Raw genomic sequence first — 18,715 nt, forward strand, 5'->3', positions numbered from 1 at the left:
TCTTGTCGGTCAGAATGGCGCGCAGTCTATCATTGCCGGTGGGTTGTGAGAAATTTTTTGGTGCTGGAAAAAATCCTCGGGGCGGACTAACAAATACTTAACAAACCTTTGCAAATGGCTAACAAAGTCAATACTATTGCGGTAACTTTAACTGGTCATACTTGTTGGTTATTTTGTGACTGATTGAATCGCAGTGGGCGATAAAACACGTCGTAAAAACAAGTAGATATAAGAATAACTAGAGGATTCTGGGGAGTTAGAATGAAAAAACTGTTTATCAGTACCAGCGTTGCAGCGGCACTCGCGTTGACCGGTTGTGGCGGCGGTGAGGATCTCAAGGAAGTGCAACAGGAAACGGCCAAGCAACGCCCAGCATCGCGGATTGTTTTCGATCCGACGGCGGGGGATTTGCCGGTACCGACTGATTTGCTGTTTGCGCTGGTGGAGCAAACTGATGACGGTACGTTAGAGGTGCCGGACGAAATCGCAGGCCAAGCCGATGGCGGTACGCCTGATTTCGGTAACCCTTCCGTCGCACTGGGTGCGTTGGACGGCTGGTCAACCCAGCATCCTTTTACCTTCTCTACCCGCCATCCTGATGGCATTACCCTGGATGCCGCATCGGCCAGCGCGCCTGGCGCCGTGCGCCTGTTTAAAGGTGCTATCGGTGGCGATCTGAAAGATCCAGAGTGTACAACCGCATCGCCTCTGGCGGGATGTAAAATCAATGAAGAGCTGACCTTCGGTGTAGACTTCGTGACCCAGGCAGTGGGTAATGACGTTGCCGTCATTCCACTGAAACCACTGGAAGGCGCGACCACCTATTACGTGGTCGTCACCGACCAGCTGAAAGCCAGTGATGGTGCAAGTATTCAGCCTTCCACCACGTATGAGTTGGTGAGCCAGGACATTGAAACCTTGCCACTTGCCACGGAATCTCAGCTGGCGCTTCAAGGTCTGGTAAACTCTTATGAGGGTGTCATCGGTCGAGATGCAGGCATTTCCGGCGACAACATCATCTTCAGTTATACCTTCACTACACAAACCACCACCGACATTATTGCAACTGTCAAACAGCTGCAAATCGGTACCTTTGCCCAGGCTGTGGGCCAGGGGATGCCAGTTGCCCAGGCGGCTCAGTTCCTGCCGGCGATTGTTGCCAGTGACTCCGGTCTGGCGGACACCGCTTTTGACGTACTGGCCCCGTCCTTGTTGGGTGACCAACTGGCCCAGTTGCAAGCGGTCGGCCTGGGTTCGTGTGATGGTCTGATTGCTGCAGTCAGCAACCCCGCGTCACCGCTGTTTTCCACTGCAGCATCCGTGTTCCCTCAGGTTGGCGCGTTCTGTGCGGCCAGTTTGAAGCAGGGTAATATCAATCTGCCTTATTACCTGAGCACGACTGAGCCATTGACGGACAATTGGCGCGCAGCGTGTACCAATGGTTTGATCATGCAATCTCTGGGTGCTGAGACCATCGGCAACCTGTTGGCCGCTGGCACGATTTCCACCGGTGTCAACAATGAGCTGTGTCAGGCTGCGACCGGTGGTCAGCTGATGGATTTGGACCTGACCAATCTGGGTATCAAAGATCTGCGTCACCTGACCCGTTACAGCCCGGTACCTGCCCGACAGGGTAGCAATGCAGACGGTACTGAAACACTGGATGTACAAATTACTGTGCCAGATCCTGCAGTAGTCGGAGTACTGTCGGCCTTGACTGGCGGCGCCATTGCTCCGATCAGCAAGCCTGAAGCCGGCTGGCCGGTGGTGATCCTGCAACACGGCATTACCTCTAAGAAGGAAGACTTCCTTGCAATTACCGGTGCATTGTCAGTAGCGGGCTTCGCAACTGTTGCCATTGACCACCCGCTGCACGGTAGCCGTGGTTTTACGGTTGACGGCAGCGTGGTTAACGCCAGTGCAGGTTTTGGTGGTGCGACCACCGATTACATGAACCTGGCTTCCTTGGTCACAACCCGTGACAATCTGCGTCAGAGTATTGTTGATGCCATGGGATTGCGTCTGGGTCTGAACGCCGTGGTAGATACCACCGGTGGTTCGATTGATTTGGACGGCAGTGACGTGAGTTTCGTTGGACAAAGCCTTGGCTCTATCAGCGGTATTGGTACCGTCGCGGTATCAAACATGAGCCTGGGTGGCCAATTGGCCGCTTTCGACAGCATGTACGCCTTTGATGCGGCCGTGTTCTCCGTTCCTGGTGGTGGTGTCCCTGGGTTCCTGATGGAAAGCCCGAGCTTCTCAAGCCTGATCAAAGGATCATTGCTGGCAGCGTCTTCTGCAGACTTCCAGCAGTTCCTGGCTGGCTTTGCCGCTCAAAACGGCATTCCTGCAGACCAGGCAATTGCCCCTGCATACGATGTGTTTGTCACCCTGTTAGACGATGCGCAATTGGCTGAGATTAACGGCCTGTTTGCAGAGTTTACCTTTGCGGCACAGACCATCAGCGATGCTGGCGATCCGAACAACTTCGCCGCCTTGTTGGGCAGCAACAGCAATGTATTGCTGCATGAAGTTGTCGGTGGTGGCCAGAACGACGGTGGCGATGTGGCCCTGAGCGATCAGGTGATCCCCAACACAACCGTGAATTCGCCTACCTTCGCCGGTACAGAGCCTCTGGCCAGCTTCATCGGTTTGCCAGGTGTATCCAGCACTGCACAGGGTAACGGTATCGTGCGCTTCCTGACCGGTTCACACAGCTCATTGCTGAGCCCGGCTACCAGCGCGGCAGCGACCACTGAGATGCAGACCCAGGCCGCAACCTTCATTGCGACCGACGGTGCTGTGATTCAGGTCACAGACGAAAGCGTCGTCGCCAACTAATTCCGGATTCGGAACTACAAAAAAGCCAAGTCACAGACTTGGCTTTTTTTTTCGTGTATTGTCCCCATCTATACACCTCAAACCATCATAAAAACAAGCAGTAGTAAGGGAGCCGGAACGTGGCATTTTTATACGAATATGGGCTGTTTATCGCCAAAACAGCAACCTTGGTCATCGCGATACTGGTCGCTGTTGGCGGTATCGTGGCGATTGCAGCGCGCCAGAAGCAGGACAAAGGACAGTTGGAATTCCGTTCCTTGTCGGACCATTACGAGGATATCACCGAGCATGCCAACCATCTGTTGTTGAGTAAGGATGAGATCAAAAAGCTGCAGAAAGACAAGAAGAAGGCCGCCAAAGCCAAGGAAAAGGCCGCCAAAGACCAACAGGATACCCCTGGGCGCTTGTTTGTGATCGATTTTGAAGGCTCCATGGACGCCCATGAAGTGGCCAGTTTGCGCGAAGAAATCACGGCCATTCTGTGCATTGCCACAGAAAAGGACGAAGTGCTGGTGCGTCTTGAGAGTGGCGGTGGTGTGGTGCATGGTTATGGCCTGGCTGCCTCCCAGTTGCAGCGTATCCGTGATAAAGGCATCAAGCTGACAGTGTCTGTGGACAAGGTGGCTGCCAGTGGCGGCTATATGATGGCCTGTGTGGCGGACACGGTATTGGCCGCCAAGTTCGCGATTATCGGCTCAATAGGCGTGATTGCCCAGTTACCCAACTTCAACAAGCTGCTGAAGAAAAATGACATCGACTTTGAGCAGCACACCGCCGGGGAGTTTAAGCGGACGCTGACCGTGTTCGGCGAAAACACCGAAACGGCACGTCAGAAGTTTCGTGAAGAGCTGGAAGATGTGCACGGCATGTTCAAACAGTATGTCGCTGAGCACCGCCCGACACTGGACATCGATAAAGTGGCGACCGGTGAATACTGGTACGGCATTCGCGCCAAGGATCTCGGGTTGGTTGACGAATTGTGTACATCAGATGATTACTTGCTGGCAGCGCATCCCGAACGACAAATCTATGCCGTGAAGTATGCGCAGAAAAAGTCGCTTGCTGAGCGGGTGGGGGTTGCCACTGCCGCGGCAGTTGAAAAAGGCAGTATACGGTTGTTGAGTAAAATGCAGTCGTTGCTGCGTTAAAACATGACAATTGTGTGAAGGTTAAAAAAAGGCCCGCCAAATGGCGGGCTTTTTTATTGTCCAGGAAAGAAAAAGTGTCGCGCAGGACGGGCTATTTCAACCACGTAAACCAACGCCAACAAGTAATAGACAAACCACATTTCAAAATCCTCTACGAAAAAAAATATATTTTTTATTTCGCCAAATTTGTTTGTTTTTTAGTGAGTTGCATTTTATATATTAAGTGCGCCAGCAGAATTGTTGGTGTTGAAGGATTATAAAAAACAGCGGGTGGCATGGGTGTTTTTTAAAGGCACAACATGACCCTCGTGATAATCAAACTACATGCTGGAAAACATTATGAACATGACTATCTCTCGACTCGCGAAGAGTGTGCGTTATGGCATCGCTGTGTCTGCTGCAGCCGGTGTTATGACGACAATGTCCGTGTCGGCCCAGGAGGCTGAGACTGACACCGCGGCTGCCGATGTGGAAAAAATCGCCATTGTGGGTACCCGTGCGGCGCCCCGTTCAATTGGTGATTCTGCGGTTCCTATCGATATCATCGGTGACGAAGAATTCAAAAACCAGGGTTCCACTGACATGGTTTCCATGATGCAGTCAGTGGTGCCGTCGTTTAACGTTAACGACCAACCCATCAACGACGCGTCAACACTGGTACGTCCGGCCAACCTGCGTGGTATGGCTTCTGACCACACCTTGGTGCTGGTAAACGGCAAACGTCGTCACCGTTCAGCGGTCATCACCTTCCTGGGTGGTGGTTTGTCAGACGGTGCTCAGGGACCGGATATTTCCGTGATCCCGGCAGCGGCCCTGAAGCAGGTCGAAGTGCTGCGTGACGGTGCTGCGGCACAGTACGGTTCTGACGCCATTGCCGGCGTAGTGAACTTCGTGCTGCGTGACGACGCCGAGGGTGGTTCTGTTGAAGCGCGCATGGGCTCTTATTATGAGGGTGATGGCGACATGATGCAGGTGTCTGCCAATGTCGGTATGCCATTGACCGATGATGGCTTCCTGAATGTAACCGCCGAGTACCGTACTGCCGATGCAACCTCGCGCAGTGTGCAGCGTGATGACGCACAGGCGCTGATTGATGCAGGCAACACTGCTGTCGCCGATCCGGCGCAGATCTGGGGTAACCCGGAAATCAAAGACGATATCAAACTGTTCGCCAACCTGGGTCTGGACCTGGGGGATGACCGCGAAGCTTACATGTTTGGTAACTACGCTGAACGTACCGTCGACGGTGGCTTCTATTTCCGTAACCCGCACAACCGTGGCGGCGTGAATGACGGTGGTACAAACGCAGACGGTGAACAATTGCTGTTGGTAGGTGATTTGACCGGCGACATGAGCGGCAACTGTCCGACCGATATCGTTGTCGGTGATAATGTGCTGGAAAACCCTCGCTACATTAACGAAGTTGCCAACAATCCGGACTGTTTTGCATTCAACGAAATGTTGCCTGGTGGTTTTACGCCTCGTTTCGGCGGTGACATCACCGACATGTCGTTGGTGTTCGGTACCAAAGGTTTCCTGGATAACGACGTTCGTTATGACGTGAGTGTTAACCTGGGTCGCAACGAAGTGGACTTTGCTATCCGCAATACCATCAACCCGTCATTGGGTCCGGATACACCGACTTCCTTCAAACCGGGTAAGTACATTCAACAGGAACAAACCCTGGACATCGATTTGGGTAAACCGTTCGAAGTCGGTTTGTATGATGCCCTGTATCTGGCCGGTGGTTTCCAGTATCGTCATGAAACCTACGAGAGCATCGCAGGTGATCCGGCGTCTTACGAAATCGGTCCATTGGCCTCACAAGGCTTTGGTATCGGTTCAAACGGCTTCCCGGGTCTGTCAAATAAGAGTCAGAACAAAGCGTCTCGTCACAACATCGCGTTCTACCTGGACGCAGAAGCCTACCTGACGGAAGACTTCATGCTGACAGCGGCTATCCGTTATGAGGACTTCTCTGACTTCGGTAGCACCAGCAAAGGTAAACTGGCTGCCCGCTGGCAGATTACGGATACCGTAGCGTTGCGTGGTGCGTACAGTACCGGCTTTAAGGCACCAACCATTGGTCAGAGTAACGTACGTAACGTAACCACCGCCTTCGGTACAGACGGTCGTCTGATTGACCGTGCAACGTTGCCACCCACGGATCCGATTTCCGTGCAAAAAGGCGGTACGGTGCTGACACCGGAAGAGTCTGAAAGTTACAGCATGGGTATGGTCGCCGAGTTTGACAACGGCCTGTTCCTGACCGTGGATTACTACCACATTGAAGTGACCGACCGTATCAGTACCACATCTGGTATCAAACTGACTGAGGAAGACATTGCTGCGCTGTTGGCGCAAGGTGTTACCGATGCGTCAAGCTTCTCTGAAGTCAGCTACTTTACCAACGATTTCGACACCACCACCGAGGGTGTGGATATCGTGGCGAACTACAGCATGGAAATGTTTGGCGGTGACACCAAGTTCTCCTTGGCGTACAACTGGACGTCCACCACGGTAGATCAAGCCTCTGAAAACATCTCTCCGGATCGTGTACACATGATCGAAGACAACCTGCCTGCGGTACGCTACAGCGTAACGGCCAACCATAACAATGGTGACTGGCGCTTCCTGGCGCGGGTGAACTACACCGGTAGCATCTTCGAAGATCACCTGGACTCAGGCCTGCCGATTGACAACGTCGGTTCCGAGTTCACACTGGATCTGGAAGCGGGCTATCACTTCAACGATCAGTTCCAGGTGGTTGTTGGTGCGAAGAACGCACTGGATGAGTACCCTGATGAGAACGTGCTGTGGGATACTGAAATTGCCGGGGCTAAGTACCCAGTAACGTCACCCATTGGCATCAACGGCGGATTCTACTATGTCCGCGGTGTTTACACCTTCTAATCTGGCCAGGCAGGGGAAGCAGTGCTTCCCCTGCATTTTATTGTGAGCTACAGTGGGCCACCGTTTGGTCTGCTTCCATACCGAAGACACCCATGAGTGATAAATCGTCAATCACAAAAGCATTTTTGAATTACCGCCAGCAGCTGGTGAAAGCCATCAGTGCCATTGTGAGTGCCGATGATATCGAAGATATCGTGCAGGAAACCTTTATTCGCAGCTATGCCGCGGAACTGAAACAGGAAATTAAGTTCGAACGTACATACATGTTAAAAACGGCCAGAAATCTGGCCCTGAATCATGTATCCTCTGCCGGCGCCAAAGGGCATGATCCATTGCACGATCTGGACATGTTACCGGATGACCTGACCAGCGACAGACTGGAAAAAGAGGTTGAAAGCAAAGAACGTTTTTTACATTTCTGCCGGGCAACGGATACCCTGTCGGTGGAAGTGAAGCGGGTATTTTTACTCAAAAAAGTGTATGGGCTGAGTCAGAAAGACATTGCGGATTTTCTGGGCCTCAGCCAGAGCACCGTTGAGAAGCATGTCGCCAAGGGACTGATGCAATGTGCGCAATACATGAAACAGGTTCATGCACAGGGTGAACGAGTGGCAACAGACAGTGATAGCAGTACGGTGCAGGCGTTATCACGGGTAGTGAAGAAGTAGATCATGAGTAATATTACCGCGTTTCACGATCGAGAAGAGCTCTTGCAGCAAGCCTGCGAGTGGATCAGCCGTATTGATCGTGGCTTACGCCCCCAGGAACACCAGACCCTGACTCAGTGGGTCGCCAAAGGTAATGCCCATCAGCAGGCGTTGTATGAAGCGGCCGCGCTGTGGGACGACCTGAGCGTATTGAACGAACTGAAAACCCTGTTCCCGTTGCGGCCCAAAGATAACCTGCGCAAGCGAACCTTTGCCGACAGAACCCGTATGGCTGTCGCCGCATCGGTGGTATTCGTGGTGATGTTTGCGGCCTCCTGGTTGTTGAATCAACAACTGGTGGATAACAACATCCAAACTGCCAGCACGATGACCCACGCTGAAACCGGTGTTGGCGAACAGAAACCCTTTACCCTGCCTGATGGCACAGTGGCGCACCTGAATACCGATACCGAAATTACCTTGTCGTTCAGTGACAACGCCCGGCAGGTAACATTATTACGGGGCGAAGCCCATTTTGCCGTCGCCCATGACGTCAACCGACCCTTTACGGTCACAGCCGGAGAGCGGGCGGTAACGGCGGTAGGGACAGCCTTTAACGTAGAAATGACCAGTCCTGAAGATTTTGAGTTGCTGGTGACCGAAGGCCGTGTGCTGGTGCAGCATGAAGCGAAAACTACCCCCTCCGTACTGCAGGAATGGCAATCGGTCGTCAATCAGGGCAAGGGGATCCTGGTCTCTTCCGGTGAAAAAGCAGTCTTTGACCGTCACATTAACCCGATCACCAAAATGAGCCTGGATCAGGTCCAACAGCAGTTGGCCTGGCAGCAGGGCATGGTGGTGTTTAACGGCGAAAGCCTTCAGCAAGTGTTGGACGAAGTCGCGCGCTACAGTGCCGTGCAATTCGAATTGGCAGAAGCGTCATTGCGCGAACGCCGGGTCGCGGGCTATTTTAAGGCCGGAGATATTGACGGCTTGCTGTATGCACTGGAGAATAGCTTCCAGATCGAACATGAAAAGAACACACAAGGCACCATTATTCTGAGCGCCAAACGTTAGCTTTTCGGTATACTGCGTATACGCGGGACTAACCCAGCACAGGCGTGTTGCTATTCGCCCGCTGCCTTGTGTATAACAACAATAAAAAGCAGTCAGTGCACAATTTGCGAGTCTTTCCGGCGACATTACAAAAACTGTCTCAACGTTGCACCCGGCGGCGACTGCCTGCCGTGCGGACGGCTGTGTTGCTCGCCGTTGGTACATTGACTGCGTGTTACGCGCAGGCCGAAGACAAAACCAATTTTTCAATTCCTTCCCAGCCAGCCAATCAGGCCCTGACCGAGTTTGCCCGTCAGGCCAATATTACCTTGTTGTTTCCGGTCGACTTGGCTGAACAGGTGTCTGCCAATGCGCTGTTCGGCAACTACAGCGTTGAATTGGGCATTGTGAAGCTCCTGGAAGGCACTACGCTGTATGCCGTTGCCGATGAGCAGGGCAGGTTAACGGTTAAACCGGTGCCCACCTTTCCTGTCGCCGCAGAGTCACCCCCATTACCGACTTCGCAGACCGGCGAAGAGGCTGAACTTGCGGAAAGCATCGAGAAAATCGCCATCGTCGGCACCCGCGCGTCGCCGCGCAGTGAGGTGGCGTCAGTGGTCCCTCTGGACATTATCAGTCAGGCAGATCTGGAAGGTCAGGGCGATGGCGATCTGATCAATTTGCTGACCAACATTGTGCCGTCATTGAACGTTAACGATCAGCCCATCAACGATGCGACTACGTTGGTTCGGCCGGTGAATCTGCGCGGCATGGCAGCGGATCACACCCTGGTACTGGTGAACGGCAAACGGCGCCATCGCTCAGCAGTGATCACGTTTTTAGGTGGCGGTTTGTCAGATGGCGCCCAGGGGCCTGACATATCAACCATACCGGCATCGGCGTTGCAACAGGTGGAAGTGTTGCGTGATGGCGCCGCCGCCCAGTATGGTTCTGATGCCATTGCGGGGGTGATCAACTTTGTCCTTAAAGATGACAGTAGCGGCGGCGAACTATCCCTAAAAGGTGCCGAGTACGGTGCCGGTGATGGTGAAATGGTGCAACTCCAATGGCATCAGGGCTTTAGCTTGCTGGATACCGGCTTTGTGGCACTCAGTGCAGAATACCGACAACAGCATGGCACCAGCCGCAGTGTTCAGCGGGACGATGCCCAGCAACTGATCGACAGTGGTAACAGGTTTGTTCCCCAGCCGGCGCAACACTGGGGTTCACCGGCGGTGGACCATGATGTGAAGTTTGCTGTCAATGCCGGTGTTCCAATCGGGCAGGACAGTGAGTGGTATTTGTTTGGCATATTGGCCAACCGTGACGTGGCGGGCGGTTTTTATTATCGTCATCCCCATTTGCGTCGTGGGGTGTTCACCGACGGTGAAGGCAATTTGCTGGTTGGTGACTTGGATGGACTCGGTCAAGGGGTGTCTTGTCCGTCGGTACCGATCAACGACGACAACGTGCTGGATGATACGGCTTACCAATTGATTGCCGATCCCAGCAGTGCCGTGGGCCAGAACTGTTTCGCATTCAATGAGCTATTTCCTGGCGGTTTTACGCCGACCTTTTCCGGTGATATCGACGATGGCAGCCTCTACACCGGCGTGCGCAGCCGTTATGGTGAATGGTCGGTCGATGGCGGTCTTGGGATAGGGTATTCGGCAGTGGATTACCGTTTGTTTGATACCGTCAATCCATCGCTGGGCCCCGACTCTCCGACCGAGTTCTTGCCTGGCTCGGTGTCACAACGGGAATTTAACGTAAACCTCGATGTTCAGCGCAGCTTCGATCTGCACACCGCTGACGCGTTGCACCTGGCGGCTGGGTTCGAGTGGCGTCGGGAAAGCTACGAGCAAACCGCAGGGGATCCTGCGTCCCATACCGTCGGGTTGTTGGCCTACGATCCCGCCACCGGGATGTCCCAGGGGTTTGGTATTGGCTCAAATGGCTTCCCGGGATACAAACAAGCCTCGGCAGGTCGCTGGACACGGGGTAACTGGGCCTTATACACCGATGTTGAAGCCGAGTTAAGCAGTGATGTGGTGTTGGGTTTAGCTGCACGTTTTGAGCATTTCACTGATTTTGGCAGCACGTTCGATGGAAAAGTCAGTGCCAGATTCCGTCTGGATGAGGCCCTGGCCTTACGCGGCTCTATTAGCAGTGGCTTCAAGGCGCCGACCGTGGGACAAAGCAATGTGATCAATGTGACCACAGCGTTTGGCCCCAATGGCTTGGAAGATCAGGCAACCTTACCGCCCACCAATCCCATATCTCAACAGCTTGGCGCCACTGCGCTGTCGCCGGAAGAATCAGTCAATCTGAGCTTTGGGCTGGTTGGCGATTTCCTGCCACAGTGGTCTTTCACGCTGGATTACTTCAACATCCAACTGACCGACCGGATCAGTACCACATCAGCAATACCGCTCACTGACGAGGACATTGACGCATTATTGCGCCAGGGCATACAGGATGCGCTCAGTTTCAGTGCCGCCAAGTACTTCACCAACGATTTTGATACCACCACACAGGGCATTGATTTGGTGGTAAACGGCGATTTTACCTGGCATACGATCCCGACCCGGCTGACCCTGGCTTATAACTGGACCGACACCGAAGTGGATCGCCTGACCACCTATCGGCGCCAGGATGCCGACGGTAATATTTACCTTGAGACCAACCTGACCGAGCAGCGCATTCGCATGATAGAAGACAACCTGCCGGCCCACCGTCTGACGGTGTCGTTGCGCCAGTCTTTCGAACACATTGCCACACAACTGCGCCTCAACTATTACGGCGGCTTTTACGAAGATCACCTCGATGCCTCGGCCGGCTTTGATATCTACAGCGGTGGGATCTGGACGCTGGACGGGCAGGTCAGCTGGCAGCTCAATGAAGCGCTGAACCTGACCTTGGGGGCCAAAAATCTGCTCGATAAACGCCCGGATGAAAATCCTTACCAAGGGGAGGTGGGTTCCCGCTATCCCGCCACATCCCCCTCGGGGATCAATGGCGCGTTGTGGTACCTGCGCGGCAAAGTGGTGTTTTAGTGCGAATAAGCCACCTTGCAATAGGCTGATGAGTTGGGTGACGAATGTTTATGCGTTTGCCAGTCACATGGTGACCTTATTGAACCCGGTGTCCATTGGCCGCAACGAACCGTTTTATGCGCGGGATGGTGTTAAGTATTGCTTAACGACATAGCCCCAGGGCATCGCAATGATTGGTAAAACAACCAGGGTGAACGGGAACAGCATACCGTCAGTTGTATCATTCGAGAGTTGTCCCGCACTGTACAAAGGCGCTGCAACCATGATCAACCATATCGTTTTATAGGCGATTTCCAGCAATAGAACAGGGATCATCTGTACGGGTTTGAAAATGCCAATAACGGCAAACAGTGTGAACGCGGCCCAAACGCTCCAGTCCATAGCCTCGCTCGGATCCCAAACCTGATCGTATGTGGCAATGTATGACCACACATCAAAGGCCAAGGCCGTTGCCATCAATGCATAGATTACGCGCATGGCATAGATGTTAATCGGTCGAATGCCGTCGTACTTATCATTCTGCGAGAATACATAGTGAAGTGTCTTCATTGATTTTCTCTGCTTGATTGTTTCAGTGAAAACAGCGGGTTATTGACGGCGTTTGCGGGGCAACAGTCCAAACCAGAAGCCGGCCTCAAGGCAAAAGCCAATCACAATAAATAAAAACATGCCGGTGGTGCTTCCGTAGCTGTATGCCGACAGAGCCCCTATCAGCAGGGCAAGAAGGAGCAGGCCTCTGAATAACGTTTTCATGTGATTGGTTTCCTTGTTGTATAGCGCCTTCTTGAGCGCTTGGTGTTGCAGTTTCCGTTATACCGTTTACTGTCCAAGTGTCGAACACCTGCGTGAATCGATCACCTTGATAATTGTTACATAACGTAAACAGCGCACCTATCGTCGTGCCCAACAGCGTATGCGCCAACCCAATGTCCTGTGGCCTGAACGAAGCACAGTGCATTAAATTCAATGCCGTTTTAACCCCTCAACTGTCAACCGTGGACGCTACCTTTTGCTGTCAAACAGTGTCACTATCGAGGTTAACGTTTTCTGACTGAAGAGTGTATGAGACAGGGACGAGTGACCCTTATATTGCGTATCTGTGCATTGGTCGCAGGCCTGGTTGCGACCGTAATGTTGCCACCCTGGTCTCTATTGTTTGCCTGGTTAGCGCCACTGCCGGACAGTGTGGACAAAGAAGTTCAGCATGCCCTGGAACACGGATTCGACGGTATCATTGTTTACGTCGAGCAGGGCGGGCAACCGCCGTCAGTGTACAGTGCTGGCTGGCATGACCGGGAAGCCAGGATACCGGCCAAGGGAGATGCGCTGTTTAAGATTGCCAGTATTAATAAGCTGTATCTGGCCGTCGCCGCAGTAAAACTTGTTGAGCAGTCGAGACTCTCCCTGGACGTTACGTTGTCTGAGTACTTTCCCCGGTGGGCTGGCCGTATACCCTATGCAGACAAGATCACGGTGCGACACCTGATCCAACATCGTAGCGGTCTGGCCAACTTCACCGATACACCGGGTTATTGGCAAGACCCGCCAGCAAACAGTGACGATGCTCTGGCGTTGATTTTTGACCAACCGGCAAGCTTTGCGCCAGGGCAGACCTATGGGTATTCAAACACCAATTATCTGTTGATTGGCGCGCTCATTGAGCATACCACCGGTCAACCCTATCAACGCTTCATTGACAAGGCTATCCTTGGCCCACTGGCGCTGTACAACACTTTTCATGCCCTTGATGAGGTTGATATCAGCCGTGTCATGGGGGGCTACTATGTCGGACTGGATGAAAACCTAAAAACCACAGATTATGGCTCGATGCTCGCCACTGCAGCGGATGTTGGTCGGTTTATCCGCGCCCTGAATGACGGCAGCGTTTTTTCCGGGCAGGAGCAGGCGATTTACGACGACGTATATGTCTACGAGCACACCGGTTTGATACCGGGATATCAGAGCATTGCTCGCTATCACCCCGACATCGACGCTGTGGTGGTGCAGTTCATCAATACTACCGATTTTAGTGACTATACCCATTGGGCCCTGTCGGAGCGCGTCTACAGCCGAATAATCGAAATATTGCGCCGTCAGCAAGCGTTGCAAAAACAGGACGAGTAACGGGGTAGCAGGTTACAACCAACGCCTGACACGGTCCTTGTAAAGAGGATACAAGGTCGGGAAACGTCGGTGCAAATGTTCTTCTTCCGCTGAAACCTGGCGGGCAAGTGCGATCCATCCGACCACAAGACACAGCATGGAGAACAGGCTGGGCAAAGCCAGAAAAAAACCAAACTGGGCAATGCCTACACCGATAAACATCGGATTACGGGAAAAGCGGTACAGCCCATTCACTTCAAGTTTATCCGGTCCGCTAGGGTCGATGCCGGACCGCCAGGCATGTCCGTAACGCCAGTGCAGTGAGGCGGCAACGGCAAATCCCAATGTCAGCAACAGCAACCCGCTGATGATCACCGGCGGCGTTATCATGGCGTCAATCATTCCCAGCCAGCGATCAGTCTCAGGAACAAACAGCCGTATCAGACACACCCACCAAATGAGCACCCGAAAGAGCCTGAATGCCATGTGATTCCACCAGGTAGCACAAAACGCTTTGCCGGGAAAAACGTATTCCCGCTGAGTAGCGCCTTTCATGGTCAGGATCCGGGTGGTGTAAAACAGCGCGACAAAGGTGAAAAACACTGCCAGATAACAGCGGGTAAAGGAGAGCAGTTCCGTGCCGTCGAGCGTTCCTTGCATACCATTGCCTGTGATTGAACCGGCTATTGGAGAGCCAGTTTATGGGTTAGATAACAGGGATAGTAGCACAATCAATGACTCAGATAAGTAGCTGATTAATATATATTAAGTCTTTCTGAGAATAAAAAACGGCGCCTTTATGGCGCCGTTTTTTTAGCGGTTTTCTGTAGTCAGTTGGTCAGACTACCAACCACAGGTGCGGCCCTGGTTCTGCTCATCCAACCAGGCTTTCAACGGTGCGAAGTAATCCATGATCGCCGTGGCATCCATCTGGCCACTGCCGGTCAGGCTTTCCAACGCATCCTGCCAGGGGCGACTTTGTCCCATTTCCAGCATGGTGTTGAGGGCTTCACCGGCTTCTTTGCTGTTGTAAATGGAGCAGCGGTGTACCGGGCCCTGATCGCCGGCGATCTTGCACAGTTCGCGGTGGAACTGGAACTGCAGAATATGCGCCAGGAAGTAACGGGTGTAAGGCGTGTTTGCCGGAACGTGGTACTTGGCGCCCGGATCGAAGGCGTCGGCATCACGCTCTACCGGGGCTTTCACACCCTGATATTTTTCGCGCAACTGCCACCATGCGGTGTTGTATTGTTCCGGGGTGATTTCACCGGAGAACACTTTCCAGCGCCATTGGTCGACGAGCAGGCCAAAAGGTACAAAGGCGATTTTATCCAGCGCTTGCTTGAGCAGCATACCGATATCATTTTTAGCATCCGGTACAGTGTCCACCAGACCAATTTCTTTCAGGTACTTCGGCGTAATGGACAACGCGATGGTGTCACCGATGGCTTCATGGAAGCCGTCATTGGCCGAACCTCGATACAGCAGCGGCTGATCTTTGTAGGCGCGTTGATAGAAATTGTGTCCCAGCTCGTGGTGGATAACCGCGAACTCTTCGCCGGTTTTCTGGATACACATTTTGATCCGCAGATCGTCTTTGTCATCCAGATCCCACGCAGAGGCATGGCAGACAACGTCACGGTCAGCGGGTTGCTGGAACTGAGAGCGCTCCCAGAATGTCTCCGGCAGAGGTTCAAAGCCGAGGGACGTGAAGAACGATTCGGCTTGCTTGACCATCTTGATCTCATCGTAGCCATGCTGTTCCAGTGCGGCGGTGACGTCGATAACCTCAAGGGGTTCTTCAGGTTTGACGACATCATAAATATTGCCCCAGGTTTGCGCCCACATGTTGCCCAACAGGTGCGCTGGAATAGGCCCTTGCTGAGGAACAACGTCGGTGCCGTATTGCTCACCGAGTTTGGCGCGCACGTGGCAATGCAAGGCTTCATAGAAAGGTTCAACCTGATTCCACAGACGATCCAATTCGTTGGCAAAATCATCCGCTGGCATATCATAGCTGCCGCGCCACAATTCACTGACATCGGCAAAGCCAAGTTCTTGGGCACCTTTGTTGGCAATTTCTACTTGTTCAGCGTACAAGTCTTTCATCGGTGGTGAGACTTCGCGCCATCCTTGCCACATTTCCAGCAGTTCATCGGCATCACGGGAGTTCGCCATGATGGCGCTCATTTCGGTCAGGCGGAAACATTCTTCTTCGCTGCGGCAGTATTTACCCGCACCGTACATGCCATTCAGATCCGATCCCAGCTGGGCCAGGCGTTCTGACAGCTTGGCATCGGCTGGGGCTGGCATCACCAGGCCATTGCGCATCAGGTTGAGTTTACGACGGGTGTCGGCATCCACTTCAACGTTATTAAATTTGGCGGCTTCTTTGGCCAGCTCCGATGCACGGCTGGTCAGTTTTTCTGACAAGTAAGCGGTGACCGCGGCAGTGTCCTGATTGATGTAGGTCTGGTAAGCCCACTCGGCGTGAGCGGCAGGGCGTTGCAGCTTCTCAATTTCCTGCTGGGCATTTTCAATGAAGGTTTTCGCGTCAGCGGCAGTCAGCTGTTGCGGGGCTTCTGTGCCAGCAGACGTGTCTTTTGTCGATGAAGGCGTACAGGCGGCAGTGGTCAATGCCATCGCAGTGACCAGCGCACTGAGGCGTAGCGTTTGTCCCATGTTGGTTTCCTATGCTTTTATTGTAATTCTCGATCGGTAGATCGATATTTCTGTCCGGTTGGCAGTATAGCCAGTATCGCGCCAGGATATAAGTCCTGTCGCCGCATCTGGCGGGTATCGCGCTCAATCATCAACAAAACAGGATAAACCTCACTATTTCGACGCGCTGAACTTGCCGAATCCGGGTTAGACGGTTAATTTAAACTCCTGTTTTAATCCAGCGTTTAGATCATGGCCAATACCAAACTGCAGATCCTTAACAGTGCCGAAACCCTGTTTGCCGAACGAGGCTTTAATCAGACCTCAATGCGGGACATTACCACCCGTGCGAACGTCAACCTTGCGTCGGTTAATTACCATTTCGGATCAAAAAAGAACCTCATCCAGGCGGTGATGGCACGCAACCTGGATACCGTCATGGATCATATCGAACAGGTATTGGGACACAACACGCCGTCAGGTGTGGAGGCGGTGCTTGATTTGATTGGAGACAGTTTACAGCGCCTCGAAGCGATCCGTCCCGGGGCCAGTCACGTACTACTGGTGTTGTTAGGTCAGGCCTACGCCGAAACTCAGGGACACTTGAGACGGTTTATCCAACAGCAATATGCCAAACCGCTGGAGGCGTTACACAGGGTATTAAGACAGGCGTTGCCGGGGCTCTCACCGCAGGCATTATTCTGGCGCCTGCATTTTGCCATGGGAGCGTTTGTGTTCAGCGTTCGTGCCAATCAGGCGCTGCGGGAAATTGCTCAAGCCGATTATCAACAACAGGTTGATGAGCAGGGAATATTTGCTCATCTGAAGCCTTTCGTCCAAGCTGGACTACAGGGCAAAGCAAAACAGTGAATGAGGGGTTATGTCTACATCCACCATCCATGTGGGCGTCAGTGCCTGCGTTCTGGGCGACAAGGTACGTTTTGACGGCGGCCACAAGCGCTCTAATTATGTAACCGATTATCTCGGTGCAGTGTTTCGTTTTGAACCCATTTGTCCAGAGGTGGCAATGGGCATGCCGGTGCCTCGTCCCGCAATCCGGGTACAAGAGTTAGGCAATGAGATCCATCTGGTAGACAGTAAAGACAGTGCACTACGACACACCGACTCACTTAATCGGGTGTTCGAACAGCAGCGCGGCAAAATGGCGGCGCTGGATGGCTACATCTTTTGTGCTAAATCGCCCACCTGTGGTGTTGAGCGGATCAAGGTCTACGGGGAGTCGGGAGAATTGCTGCACCGAAAAGGGCGCGGTCTGTTCGCGCAGCAGGTGATGGACGCCTATCCTTGCTTACCGGTAGAGGAGGACGGTCGTCTCAACGACATGGGACTGAGGGAAAGCTTTATCACAAAGGTGTATGTGCATCACCGTTTCCGTCACGATGTGCTGGCCAAGCCCAGCGCGGCCGCGTTGGTTGATTTTCACAGCCGGCACAAATTCCTGGTCATGGCGTATAACCCCAAAATGTACCAGGCCATCGGGCGGCTGGTGTCCGGGGCAGGTAAGGAACACCTTGATACCTTGTTCAGTCAATACCTTACCATGCTGATGCAAACCCTCAGTAAACCGACCAACCGACGCAAACACACCAATGTTCTGATGCACCTGCAGGGCTTTTTCAAAAAGTATCTGGATCCACAGGAAAAGCAGGAATTGGCGGAGCAAATTGATAAATACCGCCTAGGGTACGTGCCACTGTTGGCGCCAATTACGTTATTGCAGCACCATTTGCGTAAGTATCCGAATGACTACCTGTCCAACCAGGTTTATCTGGCGCCATACCCCGAACAACTGGGTTTGCGGGCGTAAACCGAACGGGTGCAACAGGCACAAAAAAAGCGGCTGATGCCGCTTTTTTTGTTTATCGCGTTTATTCGGTGCTTAGCGAGGCGGACGTGAGCCGTCGGCCACTTGCTCTGCCCAGTATGCTTTAACCGAGAAACCACCTTTGGCAGGTTTCTTGGCTTTAGCGGCAGGCTTTTTCGGTGCAGCCTTCTTGCTGTCTGCTTTCTTGGCGTCGGCCTTTTTAGGCGCTGCTTTTTCAGCGGCAGGCTTTTTCGCGGCCGCTTTTGCAGGTTTGCTGCCACTGGCCAATTCGTCGGCCATTTCATCCAATGCTGCCAGGCGGATATTTTTGCCACCGTCGACAGAATACCAGCCACCTTTGGCTTCGATGTTAGGGGCTTTACCGTTGGCTGCTTTGTAGGCTTCGGTAAACTTTGCAATGACTTGGTCTTTGTCCAGTTTGCTCATAGTCAGGTCGTTACCTTA

13 protein-coding genes and 2 pseudogenes are annotated in these 18,715 nt (G+C 53.0%); 9 read left to right on the forward strand and 6 right to left on the reverse strand.

Annotation, left to right across the window (positions count from 1 at the left end; genetic code table 11):
• The first annotated feature begins 261 nt into the window (after nucleotides 1-261).
• The 6 genes from LJ739_RS04505 (at nucleotide 262) to LJ739_RS04530 (ending at nucleotide 11,661) form a co-directional block, all read left to right on the forward strand.
• Complete coding sequence (locus LJ739_RS04505; protein ID WP_229157408.1) at nucleotides 262-2,841, forward strand: VolA/Pla-1 family phospholipase; 2,580 nt, start codon at nucleotides 262-264, stop codon at nucleotides 2,839-2,841.
• Nucleotides 2,842-2,960: 119 nt separating this feature from the next.
• Nucleotides 2,961-3,989 carry a protease SohB gene (sohB, locus tag LJ739_RS04510; RefSeq protein ID WP_229157411.1) on the forward strand — a complete coding sequence of 343 codons (1,029 nt, stop codon included), beginning with the start codon at nucleotides 2,961-2,963 and terminating at the stop codon, nucleotides 3,987-3,989.
• Nucleotides 3,990-4,328: 339 nt separating this feature from the next.
• Nucleotides 4,329-6,902, forward strand: a complete 2,574-nt coding sequence (locus tag LJ739_RS04515; protein ID WP_229157413.1) for a TonB-dependent receptor plug domain-containing protein — start codon at nucleotides 4,329-4,331, stop codon at nucleotides 6,900-6,902.
• Between the two features lie 92 nt (nucleotides 6,903-6,994).
• Complete coding sequence (locus LJ739_RS04520) at nucleotides 6,995-7,570, forward strand: RNA polymerase sigma factor (protein ID WP_229157414.1); 576 nt, start codon at nucleotides 6,995-6,997, stop codon at nucleotides 7,568-7,570.
• Nucleotides 7,571-7,573: 3 nt separating this feature from the next.
• On the forward strand, nucleotides 7,574-8,626 hold the full coding sequence (locus tag LJ739_RS04525) for a FecR family protein (RefSeq protein ID WP_229157415.1): 1,053 nt from the start codon (nucleotides 7,574-7,576) through the stop codon (nucleotides 8,624-8,626).
• A gap of 182 nt (nucleotides 8,627-8,808) precedes the next feature.
• Nucleotides 8,809-11,661, forward strand: a complete 2,853-nt coding sequence (locus tag LJ739_RS04530) for a TonB-dependent receptor plug domain-containing protein (protein ID WP_229157416.1) — start codon at nucleotides 8,809-8,811, stop codon at nucleotides 11,659-11,661.
• A 114-nt stretch (nucleotides 11,662-11,775) separates the two neighbouring features.
• Here the strand turns inward: LJ739_RS04530 and LJ739_RS04535 are convergent, their stop codons facing one another.
• On the reverse strand, nucleotides 11,776-12,210 hold the full coding sequence (locus tag LJ739_RS04535) for a hypothetical protein (RefSeq protein WP_229157421.1): 435 nt from the start codon (nucleotides 12,208-12,210) through the stop codon (nucleotides 11,776-11,778).
• 39 nt (nucleotides 12,211-12,249) lie between these two features.
• Nucleotides 12,250-12,414: a hypothetical protein gene (locus LJ739_RS04540; protein ID WP_229157423.1), complete on the reverse strand. Its 165-nt coding sequence runs from the start codon at nucleotides 12,412-12,414 to the stop codon at nucleotides 12,250-12,252.
• Nucleotides 12,415-12,738: 324 nt separating this feature from the next.
• Between LJ739_RS04540 and LJ739_RS04545 the strand changes: the two genes are divergently transcribed.
• The gene (locus tag LJ739_RS04545; RefSeq protein ID WP_229157425.1) at nucleotides 12,739-13,785 is read left to right on the forward strand and encodes a serine hydrolase domain-containing protein; all 1,047 of its coding nucleotides are present in this window, start codon (nucleotides 12,739-12,741) and stop codon (nucleotides 13,783-13,785) included.
• Nucleotides 13,786-13,797: 12 nt separating this feature from the next.
• Here LJ739_RS04545 and LJ739_RS04550 read toward each other — a convergent pair whose 3' ends face one another.
• Both LJ739_RS04550 and LJ739_RS04555 read right to left on the reverse strand, forming a co-directional pair.
• The gene (locus LJ739_RS04550) at nucleotides 13,798-14,424 is read right to left on the reverse strand and encodes a methyltransferase family protein (RefSeq protein ID WP_229157427.1); all 627 of its coding nucleotides are present in this window, start codon (nucleotides 14,422-14,424) and stop codon (nucleotides 13,798-13,800) included.
• Between the two features lie 183 nt (nucleotides 14,425-14,607).
• Nucleotides 14,608-16,407 (reverse strand): M2 family metallopeptidase, encoded by a 1,800-nt coding sequence (locus LJ739_RS04555; RefSeq protein ID WP_407646760.1) that lies wholly within the window; start codon nucleotides 16,405-16,407, stop codon nucleotides 14,608-14,610.
• A 270-nt stretch (nucleotides 16,408-16,677) separates the two neighbouring features.
• Here LJ739_RS04555 and LJ739_RS04560 point away from each other — a divergent pair.
• Nucleotides 16,678-17,259: pseudogene (locus LJ739_RS04560) on the forward strand (TetR/AcrR family transcriptional regulator); the annotation flags it as partial.
• Here the strand turns inward: LJ739_RS04560 and LJ739_RS19175 are convergent.
• Nucleotides 17,162-17,413: pseudogene (locus LJ739_RS19175) on the reverse strand (hypothetical protein); the annotation flags it as partial. The pseudogenes LJ739_RS04560 and LJ739_RS19175 overlap by 98 nt on opposite strands.
• Here LJ739_RS19175 and LJ739_RS04565 point away from each other — a divergent pair.
• On the forward strand, nucleotides 17,306-18,253 hold the full coding sequence (locus tag LJ739_RS04565) for a YbgA family protein (RefSeq protein ID WP_229157434.1): 948 nt from the start codon (nucleotides 17,306-17,308) through the stop codon (nucleotides 18,251-18,253). The pseudogene LJ739_RS19175 and the gene LJ739_RS04565 overlap by 108 nt on opposite strands.
• A 72-nt stretch (nucleotides 18,254-18,325) precedes the next feature.
• On the opposite strand, the gene LJ739_RS04570 is transcribed toward LJ739_RS04565, so the two are convergent.
• Entirely contained in the window at nucleotides 18,326-18,697 is a 372-nt protein-coding gene (locus tag LJ739_RS04570) for a hypothetical protein (protein ID WP_229157436.1), read from the reverse strand.
• Nucleotides 18,698-18,715 lie beyond the last annotated feature (18 nt).

The organism is Fluctibacter halophilus, assembly GCF_020687825.1.
GTDB lineage: Bacteria > Pseudomonadota > Gammaproteobacteria > Enterobacterales > Alteromonadaceae > Fluctibacter > Fluctibacter halophilus.

Coding starts and splice junctions, on each gene's coding strand:
- LJ739_RS04565 (WP_229157434.1), top strand. CDS start 17,306: ATGTCTACATCCACCATCCATGTGGGCGTCAGTGCCTGCGTTCTGGGC.
- LJ739_RS04570 (WP_229157436.1), bottom strand. CDS start 18,697: ATGAGCAAACTGGACAAAGACCAAGTCATTGCAAAGTTTACCGAAGCC.
- LJ739_RS04535 (WP_229157421.1), bottom strand. CDS start 12,210: ATGAAGACACTTCACTATGTATTCTCGCAGAATGATAAGTACGACGGC.
- LJ739_RS04515 (WP_229157413.1), top strand. CDS start 4,329: ATGAACATGACTATCTCTCGACTCGCGAAGAGTGTGCGTTATGGCATC.
- LJ739_RS04520 (WP_229157414.1), top strand. CDS start 6,995: ATGAGTGATAAATCGTCAATCACAAAAGCATTTTTGAATTACCGCCAG.
- LJ739_RS04540 (WP_229157423.1), bottom strand. CDS start 12,414: ATGAAAACGTTATTCAGAGGCCTGCTCCTTCTTGCCCTGCTGATAGGG.
- LJ739_RS04550 (WP_229157427.1), bottom strand. CDS start 14,424: ATGCAAGGAACGCTCGACGGCACGGAACTGCTCTCCTTTACCCGCTGT.
- LJ739_RS04505 (WP_229157408.1), top strand. CDS start 262: ATGAAAAAACTGTTTATCAGTACCAGCGTTGCAGCGGCACTCGCGTTG.
- LJ739_RS04525 (WP_229157415.1), top strand. CDS start 7,574: ATGAGTAATATTACCGCGTTTCACGATCGAGAAGAGCTCTTGCAGCAA.
- LJ739_RS04555 (WP_407646760.1), bottom strand. CDS start 16,407: ATGGCATTGACCACTGCCGCCTGTACGCCTTCATCGACAAAAGACACG.